Source organism: Bartonella tribocorum CIP 105476, assembly GCF_000196435.1.
Lineage (GTDB): Bacteria > Pseudomonadota > Alphaproteobacteria > Rhizobiales > Rhizobiaceae > Bartonella > Bartonella tribocorum.
In genome coordinates, this window is sequence record NC_010161.1 from 2250853 (window position 1) to 2275656 (window position 24804).

The 24804-nt window shown below is 39.3% G+C and carries 35 protein-coding genes; 11 read left to right on the plus strand and 24 right to left on the minus strand.

What is annotated here, in order from left to right; translation table 11 throughout:
• Window positions 1-3 precede the first annotated feature (3 nt).
• Genes BTR_RS12015 through BTR_RS10055 form a run of 5 tightly spaced genes read right to left on the minus strand, consistent with a single transcriptional unit; the run spans window position 4 to window position 4778 of the window.
• Entirely contained in the window at window positions 4-1299 is a 1296-nt protein-coding gene (locus BTR_RS12015; protein WP_012232359.1) for a hypothetical protein, read from the minus strand.
• Window positions 1300-1333: 34 nt separating this feature from the next.
• On the minus strand, window positions 1334-2185 hold the full coding sequence (locus BTR_RS10040) for a hypothetical protein (RefSeq protein ID WP_012232360.1): 852 nt from the start codon (window positions 2183-2185) through the stop codon (window positions 1334-1336).
• A gap of 1 nt (window position 2186) precedes the next feature.
• Entirely contained in the window at window positions 2187-2612 is a 426-nt protein-coding gene (locus BTR_RS10045; RefSeq protein ID WP_012232361.1) for a hypothetical protein, read from the minus strand.
• A complete protein-coding gene (locus BTR_RS10050) occupies window positions 2612-4069 on the minus strand; it encodes a hypothetical protein (protein WP_012232362.1) in 1458 nt (485 codons plus the stop codon). Before BTR_RS10050 ends, BTR_RS10045 begins: the two co-directional genes overlap by 1 nt.
• Before the next feature lies 1 nt (window position 4070).
• Complete coding sequence (locus BTR_RS10055; RefSeq protein ID WP_012232363.1) at window positions 4071-4778, minus strand: phage adaptor protein; 708 nt, start codon at window positions 4776-4778, stop codon at window positions 4071-4073.
• A 65-nt stretch (window positions 4779-4843) separates the two neighbouring features.
• On the opposite strand from BTR_RS10055, the gene BTR_RS10060 reads away from it, so the two are divergent.
• Complete coding sequence (locus BTR_RS10060; protein ID WP_012232364.1) at window positions 4844-5152, plus strand: type II toxin-antitoxin system RelE/ParE family toxin; 309 nt, start codon at window positions 4844-4846, stop codon at window positions 5150-5152.
• Window positions 5133-5417 (plus strand): addiction module antidote protein, encoded by a 285-nt coding sequence (locus tag BTR_RS10065; RefSeq protein WP_012232365.1) that lies wholly within the window; start codon window positions 5133-5135, stop codon window positions 5415-5417. The genes BTR_RS10060 and BTR_RS10065 overlap by 20 nt, the downstream gene beginning before the upstream one ends.
• 35 nt (window positions 5418-5452) lie before the next feature.
• Here BTR_RS10065 and BTR_RS10070 read toward each other — a convergent pair whose 3' ends face one another.
• The 7 genes from BTR_RS10070 to BTR_RS10100 form a co-directional block, all read right to left on the minus strand.
• The gene (locus tag BTR_RS10070) at window positions 5453-5833 is read right to left on the minus strand and encodes a hypothetical protein (RefSeq protein WP_012232366.1); all 381 of its coding nucleotides are present in this window, start codon (window positions 5831-5833) and stop codon (window positions 5453-5455) included.
• A 10-nt stretch (window positions 5834-5843) separates the two neighbouring features.
• Window positions 5844-6224 carry a hypothetical protein gene (locus tag BTR_RS10075; RefSeq protein WP_012232367.1) on the minus strand — a complete coding sequence of 127 codons (381 nt, stop codon included), beginning with the start codon at window positions 6222-6224 and terminating at the stop codon, window positions 5844-5846.
• Window positions 6225-6246: 22 nt separating this feature from the next.
• A complete protein-coding gene (locus tag BTR_RS10080; RefSeq protein WP_012232368.1) occupies window positions 6247-7374 on the minus strand; it encodes a N4-gp56 family major capsid protein in 1128 nt (375 codons plus the stop codon).
• Between the two features lie 93 nt (window positions 7375-7467).
• Entirely contained in the window at window positions 7468-8355 is an 888-nt protein-coding gene (locus BTR_RS10085; RefSeq protein WP_012232369.1) for a hypothetical protein, read from the minus strand.
• 13 nt (window positions 8356-8368) lie between these two features.
• Window positions 8369-10387, minus strand: coding sequence for a portal protein (locus BTR_RS10090; protein WP_012232370.1), 2019 nt, complete (start codon window positions 10385-10387; stop codon window positions 8369-8371).
• Entirely contained in the window at window positions 10372-11700 is a 1329-nt protein-coding gene (locus tag BTR_RS10095) for a PBSX family phage terminase large subunit (protein ID WP_012231638.1), read from the minus strand. The genes BTR_RS10090 and BTR_RS10095 overlap by 16 nt, the downstream gene beginning before the upstream one ends.
• The gene (locus BTR_RS10100; RefSeq protein WP_012232371.1) at window positions 11681-12013 is read right to left on the minus strand and encodes a hypothetical protein; all 333 of its coding nucleotides are present in this window, start codon (window positions 12011-12013) and stop codon (window positions 11681-11683) included. The genes BTR_RS10095 and BTR_RS10100 overlap by 20 nt, the downstream gene beginning before the upstream one ends.
• Before the next feature lie 211 nt (window positions 12014-12224).
• Here BTR_RS10100 and BTR_RS10105 point away from each other — a divergent pair, with 211 nt between their 5' ends.
• The gene (locus BTR_RS10105; RefSeq protein ID WP_038474209.1) at window positions 12225-12626 is read left to right on the plus strand and encodes a hypothetical protein; all 402 of its coding nucleotides are present in this window, start codon (window positions 12225-12227) and stop codon (window positions 12624-12626) included.
• A gap of 90 nt (window positions 12627-12716) precedes the next feature.
• On the opposite strand, the gene BTR_RS10110 is transcribed toward BTR_RS10105, so the two are convergent.
• From BTR_RS10110 to BTR_RS10155, 9 genes are all read right to left on the minus strand, one after another.
• On the minus strand, window positions 12717-13238 hold the full coding sequence (locus BTR_RS10110) for a hypothetical protein (RefSeq protein WP_012232372.1): 522 nt from the start codon (window positions 13236-13238) through the stop codon (window positions 12717-12719).
• A gap of 15 nt (window positions 13239-13253) precedes the next feature.
• Complete coding sequence (gene ssb, locus BTR_RS10115; protein WP_038474212.1) at window positions 13254-13697, minus strand: single-stranded DNA-binding protein; 444 nt, start codon at window positions 13695-13697, stop codon at window positions 13254-13256.
• 771 nt (window positions 13698-14468) lie between these two features.
• Window positions 14469-15224 (minus strand): Rha family transcriptional regulator, encoded by a 756-nt coding sequence (locus BTR_RS10125; protein WP_012232374.1) that lies wholly within the window; start codon window positions 15222-15224, stop codon window positions 14469-14471.
• A gap of 64 nt (window positions 15225-15288) precedes the next feature.
• The gene (locus BTR_RS10130; protein WP_012232375.1) at window positions 15289-15588 is read right to left on the minus strand and encodes a hypothetical protein; all 300 of its coding nucleotides are present in this window, start codon (window positions 15586-15588) and stop codon (window positions 15289-15291) included.
• Between the two features lie 292 nt (window positions 15589-15880).
• Window positions 15881-16279 carry a hypothetical protein gene (locus tag BTR_RS10135; protein WP_012232376.1) on the minus strand — a complete coding sequence of 133 codons (399 nt, stop codon included), beginning with the start codon at window positions 16277-16279 and terminating at the stop codon, window positions 15881-15883.
• Window positions 16280-16464: 185 nt separating this feature from the next.
• On the minus strand, window positions 16465-16926 hold the full coding sequence (locus tag BTR_RS10140; RefSeq protein WP_012232377.1) for a hypothetical protein: 462 nt from the start codon (window positions 16924-16926) through the stop codon (window positions 16465-16467).
• Entirely contained in the window at window positions 16886-17977 is a 1092-nt protein-coding gene (locus tag BTR_RS10145; RefSeq protein WP_012232378.1) for a DUF1376 domain-containing protein, read from the minus strand. Before BTR_RS10145 ends, BTR_RS10140 begins: the two co-directional genes overlap by 41 nt.
• Window positions 17967-18335 carry a DUF1376 domain-containing protein gene (locus BTR_RS10150; protein ID WP_038474229.1) on the minus strand — a complete coding sequence of 123 codons (369 nt, stop codon included), beginning with the start codon at window positions 18333-18335 and terminating at the stop codon, window positions 17967-17969. Before BTR_RS10150 ends, BTR_RS10145 begins: the two co-directional genes overlap by 11 nt.
• A complete protein-coding gene (locus tag BTR_RS10155) occupies window positions 18335-18802 on the minus strand; it encodes a crossover junction endodeoxyribonuclease RuvC (RefSeq protein ID WP_012232380.1) in 468 nt (155 codons plus the stop codon). Before BTR_RS10155 ends, BTR_RS10150 begins: the two co-directional genes overlap by 1 nt.
• 75 nt (window positions 18803-18877) lie before the next feature.
• Between BTR_RS10155 and BTR_RS10160 the strand changes: the two genes are divergently transcribed.
• Window positions 18878-19588: a hypothetical protein gene (locus BTR_RS10160; protein ID WP_012232381.1), complete on the plus strand. Its 711-nt coding sequence runs from the start codon at window positions 18878-18880 to the stop codon at window positions 19586-19588.
• Between the two features lie 152 nt (window positions 19589-19740).
• Here BTR_RS10160 and BTR_RS10165 read toward each other — a convergent pair whose 3' ends face one another.
• The 3 genes from BTR_RS10165 to BTR_RS10170 are packed head-to-tail and all read right to left on the minus strand — an operon-like array spanning window position 19741 to window position 20450.
• A complete protein-coding gene (locus BTR_RS10165) occupies window positions 19741-20079 on the minus strand; it encodes a coiled-coil domain-containing protein (protein WP_012232382.1) in 339 nt (112 codons plus the stop codon).
• On the minus strand, window positions 20030-20158 hold the full coding sequence (locus BTR_RS13720; protein ID WP_280109589.1) for a hypothetical protein: 129 nt from the start codon (window positions 20156-20158) through the stop codon (window positions 20030-20032). Before BTR_RS13720 ends, BTR_RS10165 begins: the two co-directional genes overlap by 50 nt.
• 10 nt (window positions 20159-20168) lie before the next feature.
• Window positions 20169-20450: a helix-turn-helix domain-containing protein gene (locus tag BTR_RS10170; protein WP_012232383.1), complete on the minus strand. Its 282-nt coding sequence runs from the start codon at window positions 20448-20450 to the stop codon at window positions 20169-20171.
• 120 nt (window positions 20451-20570) lie between these two features.
• On the opposite strand from BTR_RS10170, the gene BTR_RS10175 reads away from it, so the two are divergent.
• The 7 genes from BTR_RS10175 to BTR_RS10205 all read left to right on the plus strand — a co-directional run bounded on the left by BTR_RS10175 (window position 20571) and on the right by BTR_RS10205 (window position 24803).
• Window positions 20571-20900 (plus strand): helix-turn-helix transcriptional regulator, encoded by a 330-nt coding sequence (locus BTR_RS10175; RefSeq protein WP_012232384.1) that lies wholly within the window; start codon window positions 20571-20573, stop codon window positions 20898-20900.
• Between the two features lie 262 nt (window positions 20901-21162).
• Window positions 21163-21582: a hypothetical protein gene (locus BTR_RS10180; protein WP_012232385.1), complete on the plus strand. Its 420-nt coding sequence runs from the start codon at window positions 21163-21165 to the stop codon at window positions 21580-21582.
• Window positions 21583-21630: 48 nt separating this feature from the next.
• Window positions 21631-22377 carry a phage antirepressor Ant gene (locus BTR_RS10185; protein WP_012232386.1) on the plus strand — a complete coding sequence of 249 codons (747 nt, stop codon included), beginning with the start codon at window positions 21631-21633 and terminating at the stop codon, window positions 22375-22377.
• 12 nt (window positions 22378-22389) lie between these two features.
• Complete coding sequence (locus BTR_RS10190) at window positions 22390-22860, plus strand: hypothetical protein (RefSeq protein WP_012232387.1); 471 nt, start codon at window positions 22390-22392, stop codon at window positions 22858-22860.
• Between the two features lie 139 nt (window positions 22861-22999).
• A complete protein-coding gene (bet, locus tag BTR_RS10195; RefSeq protein ID WP_012232388.1) occupies window positions 23000-23821 on the plus strand; it encodes a phage recombination protein Bet in 822 nt (273 codons plus the stop codon).
• A gap of 1 nt (window position 23822) precedes the next feature.
• Complete coding sequence (locus tag BTR_RS10200; RefSeq protein ID WP_012232389.1) at window positions 23823-24446, plus strand: lambda exonuclease family protein; 624 nt, start codon at window positions 23823-23825, stop codon at window positions 24444-24446.
• 81 nt (window positions 24447-24527) lie between these two features.
• Window positions 24528-24803, plus strand: coding sequence for a helix-turn-helix transcriptional regulator (locus tag BTR_RS10205; RefSeq protein WP_012232390.1), 276 nt, complete (start codon window positions 24528-24530; stop codon window positions 24801-24803).
• The last annotated feature ends 1 nt before the right edge of the window (window position 24804 follow it).

Consider the following 24804-nt stretch of genomic DNA (forward strand, 5'->3'; position numbering starts at 1 on the left):
CTTTCACTTGTTTCTTACGTAACCACCGTCATCTACAAAGAATTCACCTTTAGACAATCTATCCTCATCATCTTTATTTTTTACATGTGTAAATTGTGAAATAGGTAAAGTAGGCAATGATAGAAAATCATTATATTCAGTGTTCCAATTATTTAAAAGTTTTTGTGTATTACTCCTTGCCTTCAACACTGCCTCTTTTACAGCTATAATTTCTTCTAACAATACATCTCGCCTCAGGTTTGGATCTAAATTTCCCAAACGGGTCTGTAATGATGTAAATTCTTGTATATTCATATTTCCATACCCTGACGCTCCATTTGGTGACTTCTGTTTCATTTCCTCCAAAGTATCACGTGCAAGATTCTTTTTAATCGCTTCAATATTTGACTTTAATATTGCAGCGTCAGTTGAAGATAATATTGAAAATATTGGTGCGAATATATTTGTACCAGTTAATGTAGATCGAACTAGTTTTTCTGTATTCTCAAGTAACCTAATATTAGTATTCTGACTAACTAATTCAGATTCAAAAAAATTTTTTTGCTTTGTAAGCTTTTCTTTTTTTTCCTCATATGTCTTACTTCTTTTAACAACATTTGCTTCCCACTGTTTAGTCTCAGGATTAAAAACACCATAGTAATCAGGAGAAAGTTTAGGTGATGTATTATCTATTTGTTGAGAACTAGAACGTGCATTCATTCCTTGTGTAAACAACCCATTAAGCATTTGAGGATTCCGTGCCATGAACCGCGCTTCTTCTTCACTGTAGCCTTTAGATTTTAGATACTCGACGGTCTGGTTAACCTGCCCTCTTTGTTTATCGCCTTCATGCAAGTTCTTCAGCCCCTTGGCAAAACGTTGCCATCCAGACGAATCTGGACTTGCCGTTATCGCCCCCATAAGAAAATCATCAATATTTTTACTAACATCAGACTGTGAAAAACGTGAAAGTTTATCCCAAAAACTAGGTTCTGGTTTAGAATTCTGTTCTTGTGGTATAACTTGTTCTGTTGGAACAGATGCATGATTTCCTACACTAGGTGGAATTTCTTCTCTTGGAATTGGAGAAGGTTTATTTTCCTCACTACCTATCTGAGCAGGACGAATAGAACCTATTGGGGCAAAAGAAAAGGAACCTATATTGTATGGATTATTCATAGAAATCATACTAGGAAGAGCTGGTACTTGAGATCCAAATCTTTGATTTTCCTGTATTGCTTCCTGTAATAACTCTGTTCCCGTTTTTTTTCGTTTTAATGCCAAACTTCTATTTCTCTGGTCAAAATCCATAAAAACCATTACACTACCCCTTATTTTTCTAAGATTATTCAAACTAACCGGCAGCATTTGCTGCCTTTTCCGCAGCCTTCTTTAATCCAAAAAGCACCATCATAGCATTCTGCCAAGGGTCGTTACCATGCATCTTAGAGCCTGACATATTATTCGTTGTCGTGCCGTAATTTCTTGCAAAACCATGACCGGCGTTCATAAGCATATTCAACCTATTCCAACCGCTATTGTCTTGCTCCAGCCAACGTTCGCGATTGGCATCAACAACTCTCTGATTGTGAGTATCAAGCACTCCTCCCCCCTGTATGGCATTGGAATAAGCATTCCCATAACCCTGTAAGAAGTTATTGGAGGCTCCCAATTGATTTTGATTGGCTTGGTCTATCATGGCATTGGCTTGCATCATGCGGTCCGCATCACGATTATATTGCTCTAACATAGCACGCGCGTAGATAGAATCTCTTCCTTTCCGCACTTCCTCTCTGTGATCAGGAGTTGCATAACGACCAATCCCTGAGAAATATCTGTTAATTTGAGTGTCTGAATCATCTAATGCTTCTTGAAGTGCTTGTTTGAAATACGAATTTTCTCCCATCATACCACCAGAAGCTACATGTCGAAGATTCATCATTGATGATGTCGGATTGTAAATTGTATTCATCAAAGAGCGATTTTGATAATGGTTAGGAATACTACCAAGACCACCAATTCCATAGAGCGTCTGATCACTTAATGGCGCTACACGAGGACCGCCATAAACATTCCCACCCATCCCTGTATCATACAGATTATACGCATCAGCACCACCTCGCTTAAAGACATTCTGCATCCAACTAGGAGGGGCGCTTGTCTGAACCTGTTGTTGTTGTGTTGTTTCTGGTCTCTTGCTCCCCATTTCACAATTCCTTCCTATAATAAAGCATATCTATGCCATAACCTTGTTTGTTCAGTGCACGTTTCCAGCCTAAACGACCCAAGATCTCTATCTCAAAAGCACCATTCTCACGCGCCCAATCCTCTGCAACCTGCAAATTGTCAACTTGATCAAGAACACCCTTGCCACTACATTCACAAATCAGTGCGCGCTTCTTTCCTAAAACTGTCTGCTGTATCTGGGTCGTGAATGCCGCTAAAAAGCGCTCGTCATCATCCAAAACAAGCCATAACTGTTTTTCCCCCGTGCAAATGGCTTCAATAAGATCTTGCAACGTGATTTCATGTTTAAAACGTTCTACATATGCTCTAAAGGATGCAATGATGTCTTCCAGATAAGGCGCTATACGCTCCATATCCCAAGACGTGGTCAAATAGACTTTTGCCATTACCCTCTGCCTAAAGGACGTAAATCAACATCAAACCCCGTAATTGCCGTCCAAGGTTCATTTTTAGGAATGCGTAATTTAAACCGGTGATAACGATTGCGTGAACGACCGTGATAAGCACCTGTAGCATAGGAACATTCTCTCTCCTTGTGCCATGTGATCGGCGTCTGATGATTGCGAAGACGACGTTCTCCGATACTTAAAAGACCTTGCGTCGTATCAACTTCGGCAAACATCTTCGTGATAAAGTTAAAACTTCCATCCGGTGCCCCCATCTCTTGCGAAACAACCGTTGCCTCCATCGGTGCGCCCGTAAACATAACAAGACAATTGTTTTCATCAAAAGCACCAAGCATGGGAGCGCCACTTTGCCAACGAGGGCTGTCTAAAGAAGCAGGCAAGGACTCAAGATTGATCGAGATCTCATCTAACTGTTCTAAAGTATAACCTGTCGTAAATACGGGAAACAATGTGAAAGGCTTTCCCTGTAGCGTCGACCATTTCTGCAAGCCCCAATCATAAACAAAGGTCGTTTGCTCGTTATTACCTCTCTTTAATGACCAGTAAATCCGGTTATCAATGGGATCTATAACCCCTTGCATCTCATCAAGAGCAAACTTATCAAAGCTTTTAAAAACCGTTCTATCAACTTTCTCAAAGCCTATCGGTAAAAATTGACCATCAGCACTCATCTGATAAAAGCCACCATCACCAGCAAAAAAAGCATCACTGCCTCGACAAGCTATAGAGGCTGCACTGCGCGCCCCGCGCTTGTCTTGAAGCTTTTGAAAAATAAAAGGAACCTTAGAGCCTAACGTAAAACAACCAGCATAAATAGCAGAACGCAAAAAAACGAGTGGATTGCTCGATTCTGTCGCACCTTGCACATATTCTCCATCATTAAAATTATGATAATAACAATCTTTATCACCTACCGTCCAATGAGTTGCGTCATTCAAACCCGACCAATGAATACGATTGGGATGATCTGTCAATTGCATCAAACAAACAAAATCACCCCAAACCTTGACCAATCCTGCTTTCGGTGGATTGCCTCCTAATTCTTCAAACCGTTCAGAACTACGAACCTTGAAAACTTGCGGTTTATCATTTTTGTTTACCGCAATAATGGATTCGCCAAACAACGCAAAGGACCATTGATTATCCTCATTTGCTTGATAGGTCACACCGCTTTGGCTTATGTCTTTCCAACCCTGCGTTTGACTATCATAACTATAAAGCTTTTTGGCTCCTCCTACGATAATCTTAACCCCATTACCACTTCGAAACGCTATACACCCCAAAGGCTTTTCTCCCAAAGGAGCCGATACTACCATTGCGCTAGGCATAGGAATATAGCCTCCATCTGCCGGTAAAACATTCACAAGTGTATCCGTAAAGCTGCCATTGACGACCGAAACATCGGGGCGATAATCAGCGATTGGAAAATAAACCATTTTAGAAATCCGTTGGAATTATGCGTGTGACGTTATGACGTTTGGACGTCTCTGCACGCAATTCATGCAACTGCTCGGTAAAGTCATTATAAGCTGCCGTTGCACAATCGGGTTCTTTAAGGATATTCTTGTACAACTCATATTTTGCACGCGCCTTAATCAGATCAAACGCGTGCACAAACCATAGATGCTCTTCATCAACACGCTCTATCTCTGATAAACGCTGTGGAGAGAGTATGAGTTGAATCTGATAGGCTCTGTCCGGTGTGGGATAAAGATGCAGTTTCCTATCAAAATAACTGTAACAAACCGGTGTTCCTCGCTGCTCTGATGATAACGAAGACTCTAGAGAAAAAGGACTCCTGTGCTCTAATTCAATCTTATGATGTGGATCAGAACAAAGATAAACGCTCCTTATTTTGACAGCTGTTTCAATATGGCGGGTGTCCGTTGCATCATAAGCGCCTTGACCCGCCCGTGTTTCAAACACCACATCACGGCTTTCGTTAAAGTAAAAAGTTTCCCTCTCACAAAAACGAATAGCAGCAAAAATACTTTCTTGGATTTGTGCTACATACTCGTCCGTAATGTCATCAATCTCATCTTGGATAACAGACACCATGTGTGAAAGCGTTTTTCTATGGTGATAAACATTTTGACTAGCCGGTATTGGTCCGCCTGTCCTAACCCGAATATAATGACGCGTCATCAAAATACCTTTCTGTAAGGAATATTATTATTGACATTACACATCATGTGCATTACAGTGCACTAATGATATTCATTCATAAAACGATAGAATTTGATAATTGGCTTAAGAAACTCAAAGATAAAAAGGCTAAAGCGATTATTCTTCAACGTGTTGTACGCTTAAAACAAGGACTTTTGGGTGATGTTAAGTTCTTCAATAGCATAGGTGAAGTACGCATCCACTATGGTGCTGGTTACAGAATTTATTTTACCCAAAAAGGCTCTGATTTTATCCTTTTGTTATGTGGTGGAGATAAATCAACGCAGCAAAGGGATATCGAACAAGCGTTAAAGTTAAAAGAGGAGTACAGTGATGAAAACAACCCCATTTAAACCAGAAGAATATCTTGAAGACATTGAAGTACAACAAGCATTTCTCAATGAAGCCTTCAAAACTGGTGATGCCGCTCATATAGCGGATGCCATTGGTATCGTTGCTCGCTCTCAAAATATGCGTGCTTTAGCAAAAGAAACCAATCGCGAACGCAGTGGATTATATCGCTCCTTAAGTAAAACGGGTGACCCCAAGCTTTCTACTTTAGTCGCTGTCTTATCTGCCCTTAACCTGCAACTCTTTGTACAGTCTTCTACTTCATAAACTGAAGGAGAGTTAATAGATCTCTCCTCTCAATTTCAGTGATTGGTTACGAATTCAACGACTATACTTGCTTGACCAGCTTGGACTGTTTTATCGGCTTTGGCATAAAGCGTGACCTCTTTATCAGAGGGAACAAACTCCTTCTGATTAGAAATCGTCGCTGCTTTAATACCCGCTTGTTTGATCTCTAACTCACCAAATTCAGTCCCGCCAGCAGTGCTGCCTATTTTGACCTTTGTGTCCGAAAATGCTGTCTTAATAAACGCCTTGATCGAAATAATTAAAGCACCACGAGGGAGAGTGCCTATCTTCATTACGTTTTCTTTGTTTTCATAGCTAAAATTAAGACGCAAGAAGCTTACTTGCTGCGTATGAAGGTTTCTCCCCTGTAAGGGCTCTGGTAAATAATCTGCCATGTTGTATTCCTTAATGATTTGCCACAAATTGCACGACCACAACACATTCACCAGCATCTGTGGTTTTATCTCTTGTTGCATAAAGGGTCATTTCTTTATCCTCTGGAGCAAAAACCTTTTGGTCTGTTGGTGTAAAATCTTGTGTAGTTTGGGCTTTGATATCTTTTTCGCCAAACTCATTGCCCCCATAGCTGCTGCCAATCTTCAATTTCGCTTCGGAAAATGCCGTCTTCACAAACGTTTTAATTGAAGTAATCAAAGCGCCACGAGGCAAAATTCCGATTTTCTCTGTAAGATTCTTCTCTTTATGTGAGATATTCAAACGCAAGAAGCTTACCTGCTGCGTATGCAAATTTCTCCCTTGTAATGGAGGGGGTAATTGATCTGCCATGTCTTGTTTTCCTCCTTAATGTTTACGCTGCGGCTTCACCGCTGTAGGTAGGAATAACAATCGTTCCAAAATCTTGGGCTGTCTGTCCACTATTTGGCATTTGGAAACGAGTTTTCTTCATTCCTATCAAAGTTTTTGCTGCAACACCAAATTCACGTTCATAATCAAAATACTCTTCTTTAAGGGTGTAATTTGTTGCACTATGATTTTTCCCAAAACCTATAATTGCACTCTGCGCTCCTAAGAACACCGCACGACGCACACTTTTGACAGCTGTATGATCTGTCGATTTTACACCGTGAGTGACATGAATAGCTTCGCGTAAAATAACACCATTATACATGCCAAGAGAACCATCAAAGATTGGGTTCTTTGCACGAGAAGTCGCATAAACTGATTTTTGGATATCTAACCATTCACCAGCAGCTGTATTGGTGCGCAATTGCATCACTTGTGTTGGGTGCAAATAGAGAACGTAAACATCATCACCATTGACATGGACAGGAGAAATTTGCGGATTGGCAAGTTTTGCTTGTTTAACCGCTTCATCAATCAACTTCAAGCTAAAGCTATGTTTCGCTTTATCGGTGAGATCTTCATCCTTGGTTTTTGCATCGGGACGAATAATCCGTTCACTGCTTGGTGCCATGATTTCATTAAAGCCATAATGAACCGGTTTAATGTACACTTCTCGACCATCAACACTAATGGTACGGGCTGTATAACCACATACTTGCAAAAAGAACATGATGCTTAAACGATTGGCATACCAGCGAACCAAGCCTTCTTTGGCTTTCTTGCGTAAATTCGGGAGGATTCTCTGTTGGTCAATCGAGTCATCATTGGCAACACGTGCTGCATGTAAGAGCTCGTTAATTACCAACCGATCATTCATAAATTGAAGCGCTTCTTCATTGCCCTCTAAGGTTTCACCCTGCGTGACACCGTCCCCAAACAGATTGACCAACAAACTGAATGTAACGCTGTCCCCTGCACTCTTATGGGTTTCGTTATAAAGCTGGATAATACTATTCGAACTTTTGCCAATCAGAGGGGCAATTTTCGTCGCTTTCAAAACTTCATTGCTTAATTTCTGTGACCACAATTTCACCGATTGCGGATCATGAGTCCCTATATGTGTTGTTGCCATTTTTTGTTTCACCTTTCTTTGCTATAAAAAAACCGGCTTTAAAGCCGGTGGAAAACCCGCATCAGAGGCGGATTATGCTGTAAAATCTATTGCCTAATCGGGGTCTGCACCCATAATTTCATAAAAACGCGCTTCATTCTTCGGATTGGATATCCACACATCAAATTCCTTCTCTGACATATCGGATAGAGTTTGTTTAGTCATTGGTCCAGTACTCCCTCCTCCACCAGATGCCGTTAAGGTTCGCGCAGAATTCTGACGGTTTTGAAGCGCCGCAACTTGATTATTCGCTTGCACTGCTTGATTTTGATAGCCAAGATTTTGCGCTATCCTATAAAGCTCTTCTGCCGGATTGAGATCTCTTTGTGCACAAGTCGCTACAAGCGCATGCAATTGATCTTTTATAATCGCATCTATTGTGTTTTGATCTGCACACTCTGGATAAAGTGACGACCAAGACCTCAATTCTTTTGCACGCGTCTCATAAAGAAAATTTGCTGCCGCATCAAAATCACTGGATTTAGTTTTAAATGTCTCAACAGAATTATTGAAAAACTGACCAAGACGCATATCATGCTGTTGCTGTTCCTCAGCTTGTCTTAGCGCCTCTTTCTGTGCCCTAATATACGCATCTTGCTCTTGTAACTTTTTTCCCATCCAACCCATGTAACCAATAATGTCTTGTGTAGGGTCTGGAGGTCCACCTTCTCCTTCAACCATGGGTGTCTGGGCTTGGGGTTCATAAAACTTGACAAGCGCTTCACGGGCTTGTTTGGCTTGTTCTACAGCGCGCTGCTGCTCTATACTAGGAACGATTTCTGAAGGCTTGTCAACGGGCTCTGCAACCGGCTCTGAAGGTGTCGCATCATGGCTCTCAACTGTCTCGACATCATAATCGCTCTCAAAAGAGCTCTCATCATCAAAGACCGGTGCTCCAACCCTGTAATCTTCATTCATAGCTTCGTTCATTTCTGCATTCATTCTCTAACCTCTCTCAAATATGCATGCCTCTGTGCAATGCTATTCTCTCTCGCATAATCTGATTGTGTGCTTGTTCATTGAGAAGCTTCTGCCGTTCAATGTCATGCCTCTGTTGCATCATTTCTGCTTCCAATTCTGCTCTCTTTTGACGCATGAACAATTCAATCTGCTTGCCTTGCAAATCCATCTGTTGCATCTGACTTTTAGCAGCAATATCCTGCTGCTTTTCTTGCAACTTCATTTCTTGTTCCGGATTCATTTGCTGTTGCTGGGCTTGTTGTGCCATTTGCTGCTGTTGCATCTTCTCGCTCACACGATTAAGCAGAGACGCAGGCAAGGGTGAGTAACGAAGCAAATCAAGCATAATATCCGGTGTAACAGCATTTTGAAGCAACGGTAATAATTGCGTGATAATGCCAAAGGTCCGCTCTTTCTCATTCGGGCTGGTGGGCGCATCATCCACCACAATATCATAATCAACACTCATTACCGCTTCACGGGTCAACGGAATATATTGCGCATTCTCCTCACCCGATATCCGTACCAAGCGACCATCAGACAAATAATTCTGTATCAGGTGCAAAATGATCTTGCCCTGCCTTTTGCGATACAAACGCAAACCATCAAACAAACAAGCAAGCAGGTTAAGACTGGATTGACGCCGTTGTGCCTCTAAAATCCCTGCTTGTGAAACTTCTCTCGTTCCAATAAACTCTGGTGAGAGACCTGTAACTTGATTAATTGCTTCTTTCGCTTCATTAAACAGTTGGAAAAAACCGGTTGGAAACTGTGCTACGGGTTTGGGCTGTATCTTACCCCCTGCCAAAGCGCCATTTTTTAAAACCGTAATACTATCTACCCTGCTCCAACTCTTTACAGCTTCTCTCTCATCTTCAAATGCACCCCTCTCAGCCATAATCCCACCTTTGGATTGGCTATTGAGAATATGCATCACCTGACTAAAATATTTATTCGCCCACCGTTGTGGGTCTTTTGTCGGACGGACAACCCCATAAAATTGCCGTTCTATCTTATCAAAATACCCCGTGATACACTCCCAACCCAATTGACCCGCTGGAACCAAAGGTTGATCAGGGCATTCAAGCAGTTTTCTCCCTAAAAAGGCGCGTTTTACAACCTTTTTATTGAAAGCCGCCCCTTGGATATCGGGCATCATGCATTGGAGCTGCTTAAACTCCTCTTCGCTGTAATCACGAAGTTCACCCGTTTCCAAATCGGGCGCCTTGTAATATCTCTCGCTTTCAAACCAACGGCATTCCACTAGTGTGACCATCCGTCGACCGTTTTCAACATCAATGCCCTTCTCATCATCGTAAGCTTCAAGATCATTATGATGAACCCCTTCATAAGCAGCCCCATCACGCGCCCAATCCGCACTAAGTTCACTCCAATGAGCTTTGGGAAACATTTGCTTGGCTACGTCTAATGGCTTGCGGTCTACATACCACATGCGTTGTGCATCCGTTAAATTCGGTTGCACTGCCGCACTATCCCAAACCATTTTCAAAGGGTCTAAACGCGTAATGACCGGTTCACCATCAAGACTATTTTCGTAATCAAGCCGCGTATCGGTCCACCCCATACCGCAGATGACAGCATCTTGGAAAGCATCACTGTCTGCGTATTCCGCATGTGCCATATCACGAAACCATTCTGCTGCCCCTGTAAGCAATTCACTGGGCAATGCCTTGCCTATTTGACGGGGAATAAATTGCACTTCGCGCTTATTGTTGCGTTCTGAACCCACAACAGCATTCACAAGTGGGGCAATGCGATTAAAGGTCATAACGGGGCGGCGTTGCTCTTTTAAAGCCGCTAAATCTTGATCATTCCACTGATCACCATTGTAAAATTGAAAATCCTCCCTTGCGTGTTCACGCCATTTGTTCACATGCTCCACATCTTCTTTGTACCAACTGACTAACTTGCGAAACAAACCTTCTGTTGACAGATCTGATGCATTATGTTCTTTTTCTAAATGCTCTTCATCATCCATCATTCTGCCATCCATGACGTACTCTCATAGGCTTCTCTACCGCTATAAGCTTGTCTCTTTTGTCTCTGCATCGGTTGTTCATACCCCACACACATTAATCCAAAAGCATCTGCACCATGACTGGACCAATCATGTTCTGCTCCCAAACCAATATTACGCTTCTCATCCCATTTCTCATGATACCAATTCAGTGCCTTACGCCCTGCTACAGTCGTCTCTTCATTGAACCAAACTGAAGGCAAAATACGTCGCACTGCCTCTATTCGCATTTTGACAGCCCCAGCCCCTTGATTAGGAATGACCTGCGTTTCAAAACCCGCATCATTTAAAGCGCTCTCAAAACTCACATTGTGCACACGGTCTCTGGTCGCACCATCATGGGGGAGGACCATCAGTGCCTTCTCATAGCCATTGTGACGCAACCAACCGATATGCTCTGATAACGGCTGTCCTTGTGCTTCATAATAATCAAGCACTCTAATCTCTCTGCCTACAAATTGCGCTATCCATATCGCTGTCGCATCTGCCTTGGCTCCTGTGCCCCCAATATCCCAAAAGGCGCGTATCTGCATTAAAGGATCACGCGCAACACGCCCTATCCGCCCCTCTTGCTCCGCTGCCAACATTTCTTTTTGATAGTAAGCACCTTGAACCGCTGTAAGATAAGCCCCTTCCCATATATGCTTATAGGTCTCGGGGCGGTTTCTCAAATCATCAAGCCGCGCTTCATTCAAGATCTTGGGAAACTTCGGATTGTCTGACCAATTGATCTCTACACGCTTAATGGCTTCATTGTCTGAAAAGCGAAACCGACTTTCAACCGGTGCATTATCTCGCAATGGGTTCCATGTCACCCATAACTCTGCTCGCCACCCATCTCCCTCTTCACGCAAAGTTGGTATAAGCGTCTGCCAAGCTGTTTCTGTTACCGGCTCTGCCTCATCAACCCAACAGAGCAAAATACGCCCCATGGATTTGATACTGGCTATATTACGGTCCAGTCCAGAAAACTGAAAAGCTATACGACCATCATTTGACTTAATCGAAGCCTCTCCAACCTTGTAATATTCGCTTAAAAAGTCATGGGCTTCAATCGCCCGCTTAATCTCCTCCAATGAACTCTCTGCTAGCGAATTTTGAAACTGACGTGCACAAAGAATAGTCCCCGATATCCCTTGCATACCAAATTGATAGCCTTTTAAAGCAGCCATCAAGGCAAATGATCTTGTTTTACCAGACCCTCGTCCACCCCAAGCCGCGCGTACCAAAGCATCCCCTGCAAAAATAGGGATAAGTTTTGGTACAATCTTAATCTGTCTTGTCGTCATTCATTAAAGGAGCAATTTCTACACGCCCTATGATCTTAATCGCCCCCCCATCTTCTCCTGTTACCTGTAAAGGCAAGATCTTACCAAGCAACGCTAGATAAGCCGCAGGGCATCTTATTGCCTGCTTTTCGAGATAAGAGATTAACCCCTCTTTCCCATACTTATTGCCTGCCAATTCAGCCGCTTTAAGAATTGCCTCTTTCAAAAGTCGTGTATTCTTATTTGGTACACCTTTAACCCGCCCCATTCCTGCCTTAGGGGGTTTATATTTTTTCTTTGTTTGAGAAATCTGTTCTGTATTTTGTGATGTCATAAAATACACCCTCCCGATAATAAAAAACCCCGCATTTGCGGGGATTTTTGACTGTACCTTTCCCTCTCTAGACACAATACGCCCAAGTACAGCAATGTCATTAAATACGATTTGCTACACTTTGTCAACATAAAAATAACACATATTGATAAATTCAAAGGGAATCTGTTACAGAAAGCATAGAGATTTACAAGAAAAAGAAAAAACGATTATGGAAAAATTATTTATAATATTGATATTAGCAACTTTTGTTTTCCCATGTGGCATATTTCTTTATCATGGCTTCAAAAAATGGACATATCATTCAGCTTTTACAACAGGCATAGGTGGGGTTACGATGATGTCAGTAATTCTGTTAGGACAAGATAAAAATAAAAAAAAATTTTGTACTTTCATTGAAGAAAATGCCTATAATAAATCTTTTTGCGATATTTTATATAGTGATACTTTGTTCTTATTTCCTACAATAGCCATTTTAGGTTTAATAGTATCAATACTCTTTCTATGCGATGAACTTAATCAAAGAGATAAATCAATAGACGATCTATGCTATGAACTTGATAAAAAAAATCAAGAGTGTGAAAGATATAAAGAATATAACAACGATTTGTGATGAATTCATAAAAAACGAAAGAGGTGAAAAACGCCCCTTTGCACCTGAGCACTTTTACAAGAGAGCGGACACTACTTTCTTGCAGCGTAGTTATTTCCAATATCTATGAAGCACATTAAGAGCAACACGTAATGAATTCACAAGGTGTGATAGCATTTGATCTTCTATAACGAGGTACTGTAGCGCTGCATAAAGATTATACTGTCTATAGAGGCATTGCGCTTCTTTTAGTGCCTCTTGCGTGTTTATAAACTGCTCTGTTGCAAACGATACCCATTTGTCTCTTGCTTTATCATCAGCAGATGATGGCATTTCGTCATAAATTGCATTAGGCAATCCTTTTGCACATAGATAGTCGTTTCTTATCTGTAAATACTGTTGCGCGGCATCATATTGCTCTTGAGTAATCACGCCTTGTAAACAAAGCCGCCCTACGTAAGACCCAGAAAGTGGATTTTTTGCCTCGTATAGGGTTAAACCGAAGCGTTTTGCACGCATTTCTATTGCCAATTGATTAGCAGCTTCACGGAGTGCTTTTGCACGCGATATACGCCCATTGGCTTCTCTTACCTGCCCTGTTATTTTAGGGCGTCCCCTCTTGTTTTTTTTCACAACACCGCCTTTCGTTTAAAAAGGAACATCATCATTCATAACGGTATGGGGTGTATCAAGAGGTCTATAAATACTTCTCTCATAAGCAGATGATGACGGCTCTTGATTATCATCATTTTTGCCATCTAAGAGCTTTAAGTCGCCTTTGTACTTAGGCAAAATGACTTCTGTTACAAAACGTTCAATACCGTTTTTATCTTGCCATTTACGCGTTTGAAGCTGTCCCTCTATATAAACTTTGCTCCCCTTTTTGAGATACTGAAGCGCTATTTTTGCAAGATGTGGATTAAACACCACTACGGAATGCCATTCTGTTTTGTCTACTTTCTTATTGGTAGCCTTATCTGTATAGCTTTCAGACGTTGCCATACGAAAATTGACCACCTCGGCGCCAGATGACATTGTTTTGCTTTCTGGATTTGCACCTAAATAGCCAATTAAAATCACTTTATTAAGCATATTTGTAAGTTCCATTAAATGATATAAAGATCATAACATACTTTATGTGTTTTTACAATGTTTTCAATTGATAAAAAAGATATTTTCACATAAAAGATTAAGTTTTAAAAGCTGTTTTGATATTGCATTTTGATACGTTTTGTGCAATAAAAGGAATGTTCGTATACTTTCGAATAACAAAACAACATTCATGCATTGTAAAACAGAAGCCGTGTCAAGAAATTGGCACGGCTTTAATGCATTTAAATGGAATAGAAAAAACCAAACCCCAGCATAAAAGAAAGCCCCGTTACGTAAACACATAACAAGGCTTTCATGACTTTTCAATTTCTCAGGTCATACAAGATGTAGTATATTATGTGTAAAATTACAAGCGTTAAGACACAAAAAAACCGCGTCAAATTAATTGACACGGCTTTATTTTGTAGCGATTCTTAAAAAAACCTTTTTAACCTAAGGAACGGTTAAAATACAACGCCATCACGACGTTGCAAATGAATGGTAACATGATCTATTTTAAGATGCAAATTGAGAAAAAATACACTTGCGTTTATACACAAAATATGTGATTTATTAGTTAGTTTGTTTATAGCAAATTCCTTACTAATGAGATGTTTTGAATATAAAAGCCGTATCAATTCATTTTGATGCGGTTTTTATGTATTAAGGCTTGTGTTTTTACACGTTTTGTGTAATATGTATTTAGTGTGATGTATATATTTCCTGTGAAAACAAAAGCCGCGTCTTTAAAGGACACGGCTTTTTTGTTAATTATTGCATATTTCCGTAGATTTGCTCTCTTAAACAAGCCAATCCTTTAGATGTAATCTTAGTTGACGGTACAGTTTTTTCTGTACCATCATTTTTTTGAATAGTAATGGCTGTGCAATCCATTAGTCCTTTTTGTATTTTATCTTGATAAGGTAATAATGGACCGCTTGGTACTCTTTTGTAAACCCAACCATATCTTCGTAAGTAATCTGATAAATCCTTAGGTCTTATTTCCAATATTTTTGCAGCATCTATAATACCAAACAAACCATCGGAACGCTTTAAACCATCAAGAGCTATTGCTTTTGGTTTTAACTCTGCAATTATGATATCTTTACGCTCATTTTCGTTTTTTAGATGAGTTAATACACCTAACATTACCTGCGGACTTGAGTAATCGATTTGCTGTGATGTTGAAACTTGCTTTTCTAATTCCTGCCAACGGTCAATTATTTTTGCTCGTAAAGCGGTGCTGTAACCTGAAACGAGGATTAAGCATTCACGCTTTGGAAGGTTGTAACAAGGGCGGGTTTCACCTTTTGCATCAACATAAGTTCCGATGAAATCAACCAATCCAAATTTGGATCCGTTAAGTTCTTCAAGCATTTTCTTGATATCACGCATAATATGCGCATGTTGCTTACCACATAACTCTGCGATTTCACGACTAGACATAGTTTGAATACTATCATCTATGTTGATTTGATTTACGTTTGTTAAATTTGTTTGATTTATATCGATTAAGGATTGCGGCATCTTTTTTTCCTAAAAATTTAATAAAAGTTAAAAAGAAGGCGCCCCCGCCGCGCCCGCACGTTATTTAAGCAGCTTCGTTTATGCTATGCACATTATCAAAATCAGGTCTATAAGCTTTCAAAAGAGACGCTATTGAGTAAATTGGTTCTGAACGACCAAACTCTGTAATGATTGCTAAAATTTTTGTAAAATTAGGCATTTCGTTTTGTAATTTTAAAACCAAAACCTTTTCTAAATCTGCCATTAATTCCACTAAAGCATTGCTATATTCGTCTTCAGTATAATCAGTGTTAACTTCTTTACACACTGCCATCCACAAATCACATAAGAAATCAGTGGTTATTTTTATTTCGTTTTTTTCCATTTTAATGCTTTCTATTGGTTAGAAATTTTTGATTGACAACCCATAAGGGCGCCGGGCGCTCAAAACACGGCCAATAGTCCGTCGCTATACTTTTCCCTCGCGAAGGGTATTGTATGGCATAGCTACACCCGACATAACCATTATACGCTCTTAAAGCATAAAAGAAAGTCAGTATTTTAAAGAAATGGGAGAAACCTTTTCGTGGTTTATCCGCTATTGGTCAGTGTTTTGATCACTTGCCAACCTTAATAAACGACCTTTTCTTTAAAGTCAATACGTATTTTTTATTTTTTCACTTTTTTTCATTTTGATAAATACCTAATTGAATATCAAGCGCTTTTTCTAGTTCACTGTCTATATCATAAGCTTGTGAATAACATTTCTCATCATCGTTTGTACGTTTTTTGATTTTCCTATTTACCTCATCTATCAAAGGTTCATAACTCAATACGCTTCTTGGTAAATCACCACCGTATATCCACGCTTTCACTTGCGCTTTGGTACTATAATCAACATTTGAAGGCATCTCTTGATACTGCCCACCATCGAATTCCTCGTATTCTCTTGATCCATCTTCGTATTCATACAAGTTGTAAAAATACTCTGCCACCCCTAATCCCCATGGTGCATATCCAACCGCTGTTGCAACAAATTTCTTTTGAATAGGCTGTTTACGTTTTTTTAAAAACATCTGGTTTAATATCCCCTTGCTTAAATCCATAACTTTACCAATGGATTTATTTACCTCGAAATGGGCTGTACAGAAGCGTTTTTAATTTCGATATGGTTTACACCATAAAATATCCAAATCGCTCTGTACGGTACCTTTTTGTCGATTTAAACGCATATCTAATCCAATATGAATACCAAACTTCACTAATTTGCTGTTTGCTTTTCAATTCCTTTTAAAACCTCTTCTAATCCCTTCGAAGGCTTTTCCATGCGTTCTGATGTGATTACAACCTTTTGATCCGTTGCCTTGATCTCTGGCTTTTCAAGATTCTTGAGAATGCGATTGGCTTGGTAGCGAATATCGCTTTCAAGTTTTTCGCAATAGCGATAAAAATCCGCTGTTGATGGCATAAAGGTTGCGTTTAAACCCTCTGCTTTACCTTTCAAAGCGTTCTTTGTTGCTGTTTGCAATACCCAGCTGCTTATGCCTTCAAGAGTGTAGAGATACGCAAGTGCTGTCGCTTTCTCATCTGATCCCATGGGGCTCTTAAGTCCATTTGAAAGGACAAGATACGTTGTTTGAATTTCTTCTTCGGTTGCTTTCTTTTCAAGCTTTTGTAACGCATCATGGACTAATGAGGTAACTCTCTCCGCTTCTGCAATCAATGGCTTTTGCCCCGTTTTCCAATGGAATGGTGGTTCGGTTATCATCCTCGAATAAAAATTTGTACACACTGTCTGAATTTTTAATATTGGACATGTGCTGTGCAACTCGATAACTCCATCCACGCTGCTGTTCTGTTTTTTCAGTGATTGGCTTTCCATAAATTTTTCCTTTCTGTAAATCTTCAATTGCTCTTCGCACCCAATTACGCCACGTTGCTTGCCAATCGATTTTGGTTGCATTTGCTCCAGCTTTTGAACGCCAGTAATCTCTAAATTTTGCGATTTCGACTTTGATACGCTCTGGAGGCAAGCCTTCGTTGATTGCAAAATCGTAATCGGGTTCAAAATCCGCAGGCAATCGACAGCCTCGATTAGCTTTTGACCGCTTGGCTCTTTTGAGAACGCTTGCTTGCTCGTGAATGAGAGGTTGGTTTTCTGATGTCGTTGCGTTTTGATCTGATTGGCTTTCAATCGCATCAACCTCGAGTGACGCTTCAATCAAATCCGTTGTTTCTAAATCTTCAAATTCAGTTTCTTTTTTTGATAATACGATAGTATTATTTTTTTTATTATATATGTGATTGTGGTTGTGGTTGTGATTGGCATCATCTAGCATTGCATAAGCATTGCTTGTAGCATTGCTTGTAGCATTGCTTGTAGCATCATAAGCATCATGCTTAATATCACAAGCATCTTTTGGATTTTTATCCCATCTTGCCTTCGCTGCTTTCTGCGCTCTCTCTGAAAATTTGTTTAAATTTTCATTTGAGTTGTTTAGTTCCTCTTCAACTTGTAAACTCCATAAGCGACCATCTTCTAAACAAATGATCTTCTTATCACGTAATAAAAACTCTAACGCTTTATTAAAAACCTTTTTTGAACAGCCCGCGCTATGTGCCAATTTGTCTTGATCATAAAAAATGGGTTCTCCACTTTTACGCATGTGCCATTTTAATGTAACGTATGTTGCTATTTGAAAGGCTTTCATGCCATTCGTTTCTGCAAGACAATCCGAAGGAAAGCTGCGAACCCAAGCCAACTTAGTTGACATGTATTGCCTCCTCTCTTTTCTTACTCCACCTTGCTAAAGCGGCTTTTGAAGCGTTTTTTGAAGCTTTATCTATTGTCTCAAAATCAAAGGCTACTGACTTATGCCATAAGCTGCCATTCTCTAAACGCGTGATATGACCAGTGCTGATTAAACTCTCTAACGCCTTTTGAAACGTTTTCACTGAACACCCACACCAACTCGATAAATAAGACGCATTATTTATAAGAGGCGCTTTCCTATCATTCATTAGCAATACAAGTGTTGTATAAACAGCCTTCTCGGTCGCTTTTAAGCCCATAAGATCTTTTAAAAACTGATCTGTACTAAACTTTACCCACGCCACTTTATTACTGGACATCACTCTAAGATCTCCTTCTCTTTAACCAAATATAAAATTGCTAAAGCATCCGCTTCATTATCATCACAAGGCACATGCCCTTTCGAACGCATTGCCTCTATCATCTCTTCTTTCGACGCATTCCCCTTCCCCGTCGTCGCTTTCTTAATCGTACTTACGGGTATCCCCTCATACGGTATCTCATGATCTTCACACCACGCCGTTAATGCTGCTAATAAACCACCGTAAACATGCGCTGCATCGGTTCCAACATGACGCCTCACCTCTTCAAAATACACCGCGTCAATATCACCTGCTGTATGCTTTATCTCATTAAGCCATTGCTTAAAGCGTAAATAACGCATTCCCCCGCCTTCAAAACGACGGGGTTGCAAACTCATCGTACCACTGAATATATGACCATTTCCCCCTCGTATCGCCCACCCCATCTTCGTACCTAGATCAAAACAAAGAATCGTGTTAATCACCGCACCACTCCATACAAAACGTATTTTATAAGATTGTTTTTTTCTGAAAATGAAGGAAAGAAGGGTGTATAGAATATGGAAATACCACTTGATATACTCAGTAGTATCATCTCTGCTCTCATTGGTAGTACGATCTCGTTTTTGCTGTCATGGTGTGTGAGAAACGCAGACCTAAAAAGAGCAGAGAAAACTCGACGAGAAGATTTATGCAATGTAGAAAAACAGTTTAACCATTTAGAAGACCAAAATAAATCATTGCAAAAGCAAGCTACATTAGCAGAAAAACACGTCAATTTTTTACTAAAAACAAAAGAAGAGCTGGATTTAGGACCATCGCTACTTTTTAAGCCTAATAGCCCCACTCCAGATGAAGATGACCCTAATAATGGCCCCATCAGTATAATAGTACGTATCATAAATCCTACCGAACGAATAATTCAAATGGATAATATCTGGATAGATAAAAAGTGCCCTTTCGAATTTTATAAGATAAAGTGTTGTCCTCCTAGACTTAGTCAAACGATAGAAATTTATCCAACATCATCAAAGCACATTAATCTTATAAATCCTAAAACTAAACCACAAATACTATTTAATGGATACACTGTTGCTCCATTTAACATCGACCCAAGAGAAGAAATTAAATGGGAGATTTTTATCCTGCCCCAAAATTTAGATAAAGCAGCTTCTCCACTCTTCATTTTAGAACACACCTCATCAAATCATCCCCAAAAAACAATGAAGTCTATTTTTTGGACACATTTCGTCGGTTGTTTTTCAGGCTAAGCTCATCCTCTAAATCCCATATTATTTTGTTTTTTTCGTCTATCTCATCTCTCAATTCTTGTGTCAGTTTAAACCAGTAATAAACTTGATAGAGCAGATAAAAATTAGTAGCCATAAAAATAGCTGTAGGTATCATTGCCATCTCTCTCTCCTCACTTACTTTTCTTCTTATTTTTATGAGACTTTTCTTTTACAGATTCACCACGCTGCTTAAGCTCTTGTGTAAGTTTTTCTATTTCTTCACCACGTGATTTAGCTTCTGCTTCAAGGGTATCTATAATTTCGTTTTTTCGTTGTAATTTTTTTCTGTACTCGTCTCTAGTTTCTTTAAGTCTCTTAATTTCCTCTTCATATTTTTCTACATTCTCATCATATCCACTAATGATCTCTCTAATTTCTTCGCGTTCTTTTTTTAAAGCCCTAGCTGCAAATTCTTCATCTTCAATCTTCCTTTTTAAGCGCCTTAACTTGATCTCGATAATACAAAGCAAAACGAAACATCACTCCGCATAAAAGCAATGCTCCAAACACCACACACACAACTATCGCTATCATTTCATTTAAACTCATTTTGATCTCCTTAATGCTGCAAAGTCTCGCCGGTGTGATCAACACCGCGGCTCTTGCAAATTTTCGACAATGGGGAGCGTTGCTCTTGCATTAATGACTGCAAACGCTCGGGATAAAAAAAATCTTCGGGACGCAAATCTATCCCATGATCACGCGCATAGGTTAATAATTTTTGTTGGTGTTTTGCTGGGATAAAATCATGCCATCTAGAAACAGATGACACATCTCTTTGCACTATAACTGCTACAGTTTTTAAGCCACCTAAATATTTTATAATTAATCTCGCAGGCATATGTAATCTCCATAACAGTGCAATAAATAATTGCGTTTTATGCACAAGTCAACAAAATTATGCGTTTTTGTCATTTTTACACATTTGCATAAAAATATATTTTCAAGGATTATACAAACTATGGAACAAGATATTCAGTCCAAACTTAAGCTATGGATTAAAGAGCGTCTTAAAGAACGAGGACACGGCGCACAAACATTATTAGCATTACATTTAGAGCTACACCCGTCAGCAGTGAATCGCATGCTTAATACCTATCAGAATGGGAAAACGCGAGATATAACAATAGATGAACTAGTGAAAATTTCTGAATTTTTTAATGAACCTCCACCCAGTTTTTATAAAGAAGTAGACTTGGATTTTATGAAAATATGTGCATCGCTTGATCCAGTCGACAAAGAAGCGGTGCTTGATTTTCTTGAATTATTAAAAAAATTAAAAACAAAATAAGTAAGAATTAACTGCTCTTTTTCATTAAATAATGAGAAAACAGATTCTATTTTTTTATCTATATCGCTCATAAACATCTCCTAAATTGTGGATAGCGCATAAATTAATTATATATTTTAAGATTTATTTTTGCGTTTTATGCAAAATTTTAGTTGACTTGTGCATAAAATACAATTATCACAGCACCATACCCCGAAAAAAAAATCCTATGTCAAGGCGTTTTTTTCAAAATGTATTTAAATATTTGATAATGGAGGCGTTTATGGAAAAACCAGTGTTTATAAATTCTGATGAAATTCTCTTAGTCATCTGCGAAAATGAAGAACAAAATCTCGCTAAATCTGGCCCGTTCTTAGAAGAAAAGGACATGATCAAATTTATCGACCAAGCCGATAATGCTGTTCAAATCTTCCGTGTGGAACCAACAACTAATCGTTGTGAAGATATTTCTGAAGATCTTGCCGAATGCTATCTTAAAGAACGTGAAGAACAGTGCTTCAATGGAAACATACCTCACGACTTTGTTCTACACAGCTCCGCATACGATTTTTTTTTAGAAGAAATCGAACAGCAGCGATATGAAGATGAAACTTACGGTACTTATGAACAGCAGCACCGTCTAACTCTTTCGGATGTCATTCCAAACTACCCATCCTATACACACTATAGAGGGCGTTTTTAAGAACGCCCCTTCTCTCATCAAGATTGGTAATTAAAAGAGATCATAAAAATGGATAATCCTATCACTATTACAAATAACACCATTAACGAAGAAAGCGTTCAAACAGTCAACGCACGTGAATTGCATGCCTTTTTAGAAGTAGGTAAACATTTCTCTACTTGGATTAAAGACCGCATCAAAAAATATAACTTATTAGAAAATAAGGATTATTTAGTTTTACCCAATTTTGGGGAAAACCTCCAAGGTGGTCGTCCTTCTAAAGATTATGCTCTCACTCTAAACGTAGCCAAAGAACTTTCTATGATTGAGAACAATAAGAAAGGTAGAGAGGCCCGTTTATACTTTATCGAATGTGAGCGGCGTGCAAAGCAGGCAGCAATACCACAACAAATCGACTATTCAAGTCCAAAAGCTATGATGGGCTTTTTGAATTACCTACAAGGACAAATAAATCAACAAGATACTATCATTGAATATTTAAAACCAAAAGCAATGGCTTTGGAAAGCTTGCAACGCTCTGATGGGCTCTTCGGTCTTACTGAAGCTGCTAAAATTCTCGAAATGCAACCAAAACAGTTCATTCAGTTCCTACAGAAAAAAGGATGGGTGTATCGACGCACTTTCGGGGCTCCTTTGTTGCCTTATCAAGATAAAATCCAAAAAGGTCTTATGGATTGTCCTACACACACTGTTCAAACCGAAAATGGAACAGAAAAAGTCATTCCTTCAGCAAAAATTACAACAAAAGGCATGGGGGTGCTGTCTCAAGAAATGAAACGACAAAACATGCATTAAGAGGAGGTTATTATGATAAAAAAGAAATACGAACTGACCGATGAAGTGGATGAAGTTGGCGGACACACGCTTTACCGCATACGTGCATTAAAAGATTTTGGATATGTCAAAAAAGGTGACCTTGGTGGTTTTATACAAAAAGAGAGCAACTTAAGCCATAAGGGAGACTGTTGGATTTTTGGCAATGCACAAGTTTATGATAATGCCAAAGTTTATGGTGATGCGCGGATTTATGGGAATGCACTCGTTTCTGAAAATGCACAAGTTTCCGATTATGCCGAAGTTGGTGGTTCTTCTGTTAGAGATAATGCCAAAATTTATGGCTATGCACGGATTTATGAAAATTCTGTTATAGGGGGGAGTGTACACGTTTACGGAAATGCTAAAATTTATAATCAAGCATATATTCGCTGTCGTGTAGACATTGCTGGAGATTGTAAAATTAGTGGATCCACCGTGATCTTAGATCGTGAGAAGCAATAAACCATGGAAAAAAAAATACGAACTTACTGATGAAACTCTATAGCCTTAAGAGATAGGCTTCTAATAACCAAATAACCATTTTTCAAAACAAGCGTGGTTCACGCCACGGGTGCATCATACGTAAAATAAGGAAACAATAATGACAAATTCTCCTTTAACAACAATGGCAAGCAAATATGGCTTTTCTCATGAGCAATTCCGTAAAACAATTATTAAAACATGTATCAATCATAATTTCTCTGATGAAGAATTCGCTGCTTTTATATCGGTGGCAAATACTTATGGGCTTAACCCATTAACAAAAGAAATCTACGCACTCCCTAAAAGAGGTGGCGGCATTATCCCTGTTGTCTCTATTGATGGCTGGATTAAGATCATTAAATCTAATCCTCAATTTGATGGTATGACCTTTCAAGATCAACTCGATAAAGACGGTAATATCATTGCCATTAAATGCGCTATTCGTCTCAAAGGTATTCAAGACCCTATCGAAGTCACCGAATATTTAAATGAATGCAAACAAAAAAGTGACACTTGGCAAAAATACCCCGCTCGTATGTTACGTCATAAAGCAACTATACAATGCGCTCGCTATGCTTTTGGTTTTTCTGGCATTTATGAAGAAGATGAAGCAGCGCGTATCAATGAAGCAAGCCGGAATACACAAATACAATTTGTTTCTCATACCATGCTCGAACAAATCAAACTGTTAATTAAAGAAACACAAACGAATGAAAATATTCTTCTCTCTTACGCAAATGTCGAAAACATAACAGATCTGTCTTGTGAAAAAGCACAAGAGATTTTAGAGCTATTGGAAAAAAAGCAAAATATTCAAAAAGAAAGAGCTCTACAATCTCACCCGCAACAAGAGCAAATAGACGCGCCTATACAAGATGCCGAATATATTCATATCCAAGATATCGAATATGCACCAACTCAACAACAAACGGCGGTGTGAGATGGAACAAAGAACAGCACAATGGTTTCAAGCACGGTTAGGAAAAGTCACCGCTTCAAACGTTTATAACGTTATTAGTAAAACAGCAAAGGGAACCCCTACAAGTAAGTATGAAGATTACAAAATCAAACTTATGACAGAGCGTTTAACGGGTGAAATAAGCCAATCTTATCCAACGCCGGCTATGCAATGGGGCATTGAACATGAAGAAGATGCTCTAAAAGAATATGCATTCATTTATGATACAGAAATCACTCAATGTGGTTTTATCCAACACCCCACAATCAAAATGGCGGGGGCTAGCCCTGATGGGCTTATTGGTGAAAACGGTTTAATCGAAATCAAATGCCCACAATCAATCAACCATTTACGCTTTTGTATAGATGATGAGATCAAACCAGAATATCATGCGCAAATGCAATTCCAAATGGCTTGTACGGAACGTCAATGGTGTGATTTTATCAGTTATGACCCACGCTTTACCGGAGTTTCATCTCACTTGCGTATGAAAATCAAACGCATCTACCGTGATGACAAACAAATTGAACAGATTAATCAAGCGGTCGAAGCTTTTTTAGCAGAAATAGAACAAGAGATACAAAGAATCTCTACAAAAGCCGCTTGAAACTATGGGGGTGCTTATCCTCACCAATGCCTCCTAGCACCCCCACCCTTTAATTATTATAAATAAGAAGGATTTCTTTAAATGAATGAAGAAAAATTAACAGAATCAATAGAAAAAGTAAGTATATTTGAACGGGCTTTATTATCAATGCGCTTGCAAAGACTCGTCAATATACAAGATCTTTCAATTTATCTTGGAATGTCTATGACGTGCATTAGAGAGCTTGTAAAAGATGGAAATTTCCCTAAACCAATAAAAGAAGGGCGATATTTAAAATGGGATATCGTTGAAATTGACCGCTATATTGAAAGCAAAAAAGCCGAAAGAAACTCTATAGAGATACCACCACTATCGTAAA

Excerpts from the sequence above, each read along its gene's own strand:
- BTR_RS12015 (WP_012232359.1), bottom strand. The coding sequence starts at position 1,299 with ATGGTTTTTATGGATTTTGACCAGAGAAATAGAAGTTTGGCATTAAAA.
- BTR_RS10040 (WP_012232360.1), bottom strand. The coding sequence starts at position 2,185 with ATGGGGAGCAAGAGACCAGAAACAACACAACAACAACAGGTTCAGACA.
- BTR_RS10045 (WP_012232361.1), bottom strand. The coding sequence starts at position 2,612 with ATGGCAAAAGTCTATTTGACCACGTCTTGGGATATGGAGCGTATAGCG.
- BTR_RS10050 (WP_012232362.1), bottom strand. The coding sequence starts at position 4,069 with ATGGTTTATTTTCCAATCGCTGATTATCGCCCCGATGTTTCGGTCGTC.
- BTR_RS10055 (WP_012232363.1), bottom strand. The coding sequence starts at position 4,778 with ATGACGCGTCATTATATTCGGGTTAGGACAGGCGGACCAATACCGGCT.
- BTR_RS10060 (WP_012232364.1), top strand. The coding sequence starts at position 4,844 with ATGATATTCATTCATAAAACGATAGAATTTGATAATTGGCTTAAGAAA.
- BTR_RS10065 (WP_012232365.1), top strand. The coding sequence starts at position 5,133 with ATGAAAACAACCCCATTTAAACCAGAAGAATATCTTGAAGACATTGAA.
- BTR_RS10070 (WP_012232366.1), bottom strand. The coding sequence starts at position 5,833 with ATGGCAGATTATTTACCAGAGCCCTTACAGGGGAGAAACCTTCATACG.
- BTR_RS10075 (WP_012232367.1), bottom strand. The coding sequence starts at position 6,224 with ATGGCAGATCAATTACCCCCTCCATTACAAGGGAGAAATTTGCATACG.
- BTR_RS10080 (WP_012232368.1), bottom strand. The coding sequence starts at position 7,374 with ATGGCAACAACACATATAGGGACTCATGATCCGCAATCGGTGAAATTG.
- BTR_RS10085 (WP_012232369.1), bottom strand. The coding sequence starts at position 8,355 with ATGAATGCAGAAATGAACGAAGCTATGAATGAAGATTACAGGGTTGGA.
- BTR_RS10090 (WP_012232370.1), bottom strand. The coding sequence starts at position 10,387 with ATGGATGGCAGAATGATGGATGATGAAGAGCATTTAGAAAAAGAACAT.
- BTR_RS10095 (WP_012231638.1), bottom strand. The coding sequence starts at position 11,700 with ATGACGACAAGACAGATTAAGATTGTACCAAAACTTATCCCTATTTTT.
- BTR_RS10100 (WP_012232371.1), bottom strand. The coding sequence starts at position 12,013 with ATGACATCACAAAATACAGAACAGATTTCTCAAACAAAGAAAAAATAT.
- BTR_RS10105 (WP_038474209.1), top strand. The coding sequence starts at position 12,225 with ATGGAAAAATTATTTATAATATTGATATTAGCAACTTTTGTTTTCCCA.
- ssb (WP_038474212.1), bottom strand. The coding sequence starts at position 13,697 with ATGCTTAATAAAGTGATTTTAATTGGCTATTTAGGTGCAAATCCAGAA.
- BTR_RS10125 (WP_012232374.1), bottom strand. The coding sequence starts at position 15,224 with ATGCCGCAATCCTTAATCGATATAAATCAAACAAATTTAACAAACGTA.
- BTR_RS10130 (WP_012232375.1), bottom strand. The coding sequence starts at position 15,588 with ATGGAAAAAAACGAAATAAAAATAACCACTGATTTCTTATGTGATTTG.
- BTR_RS10135 (WP_012232376.1), bottom strand. The coding sequence starts at position 16,279 with ATGTTTTTAAAAAAACGTAAACAGCCTATTCAAAAGAAATTTGTTGCA.
- BTR_RS10145 (WP_012232378.1), bottom strand. The coding sequence starts at position 17,977 with ATGTCAACTAAGTTGGCTTGGGTTCGCAGCTTTCCTTCGGATTGTCTT.
- BTR_RS10150 (WP_038474229.1), bottom strand. The coding sequence starts at position 18,335 with ATGTCCAGTAATAAAGTGGCGTGGGTAAAGTTTAGTACAGATCAGTTT.
- BTR_RS10160 (WP_012232381.1), top strand. The coding sequence starts at position 18,878 with ATGGAAATACCACTTGATATACTCAGTAGTATCATCTCTGCTCTCATT.
- BTR_RS13720 (WP_280109589.1), bottom strand. The coding sequence starts at position 20,158 with ATGAGTTTAAATGAAATGATAGCGATAGTTGTGTGTGTGGTGTTTGGA.
- BTR_RS10170 (WP_012232383.1), bottom strand. The coding sequence starts at position 20,450 with ATGCCTGCGAGATTAATTATAAAATATTTAGGTGGCTTAAAAACTGTA.
- BTR_RS10175 (WP_012232384.1), top strand. The coding sequence starts at position 20,571 with ATGGAACAAGATATTCAGTCCAAACTTAAGCTATGGATTAAAGAGCGT.
- BTR_RS10180 (WP_012232385.1), top strand. The coding sequence starts at position 21,163 with ATGGAAAAACCAGTGTTTATAAATTCTGATGAAATTCTCTTAGTCATC.
- BTR_RS10185 (WP_012232386.1), top strand. The coding sequence starts at position 21,631 with ATGGATAATCCTATCACTATTACAAATAACACCATTAACGAAGAAAGC.
- BTR_RS10190 (WP_012232387.1), top strand. The coding sequence starts at position 22,390 with ATGATAAAAAAGAAATACGAACTGACCGATGAAGTGGATGAAGTTGGC.
- bet (WP_012232388.1), top strand. The coding sequence starts at position 23,000 with ATGACAAATTCTCCTTTAACAACAATGGCAAGCAAATATGGCTTTTCT.
- BTR_RS10200 (WP_012232389.1), top strand. The coding sequence starts at position 23,823 with ATGGAACAAAGAACAGCACAATGGTTTCAAGCACGGTTAGGAAAAGTC.
- BTR_RS10205 (WP_012232390.1), top strand. The coding sequence starts at position 24,528 with ATGAATGAAGAAAAATTAACAGAATCAATAGAAAAAGTAAGTATATTT.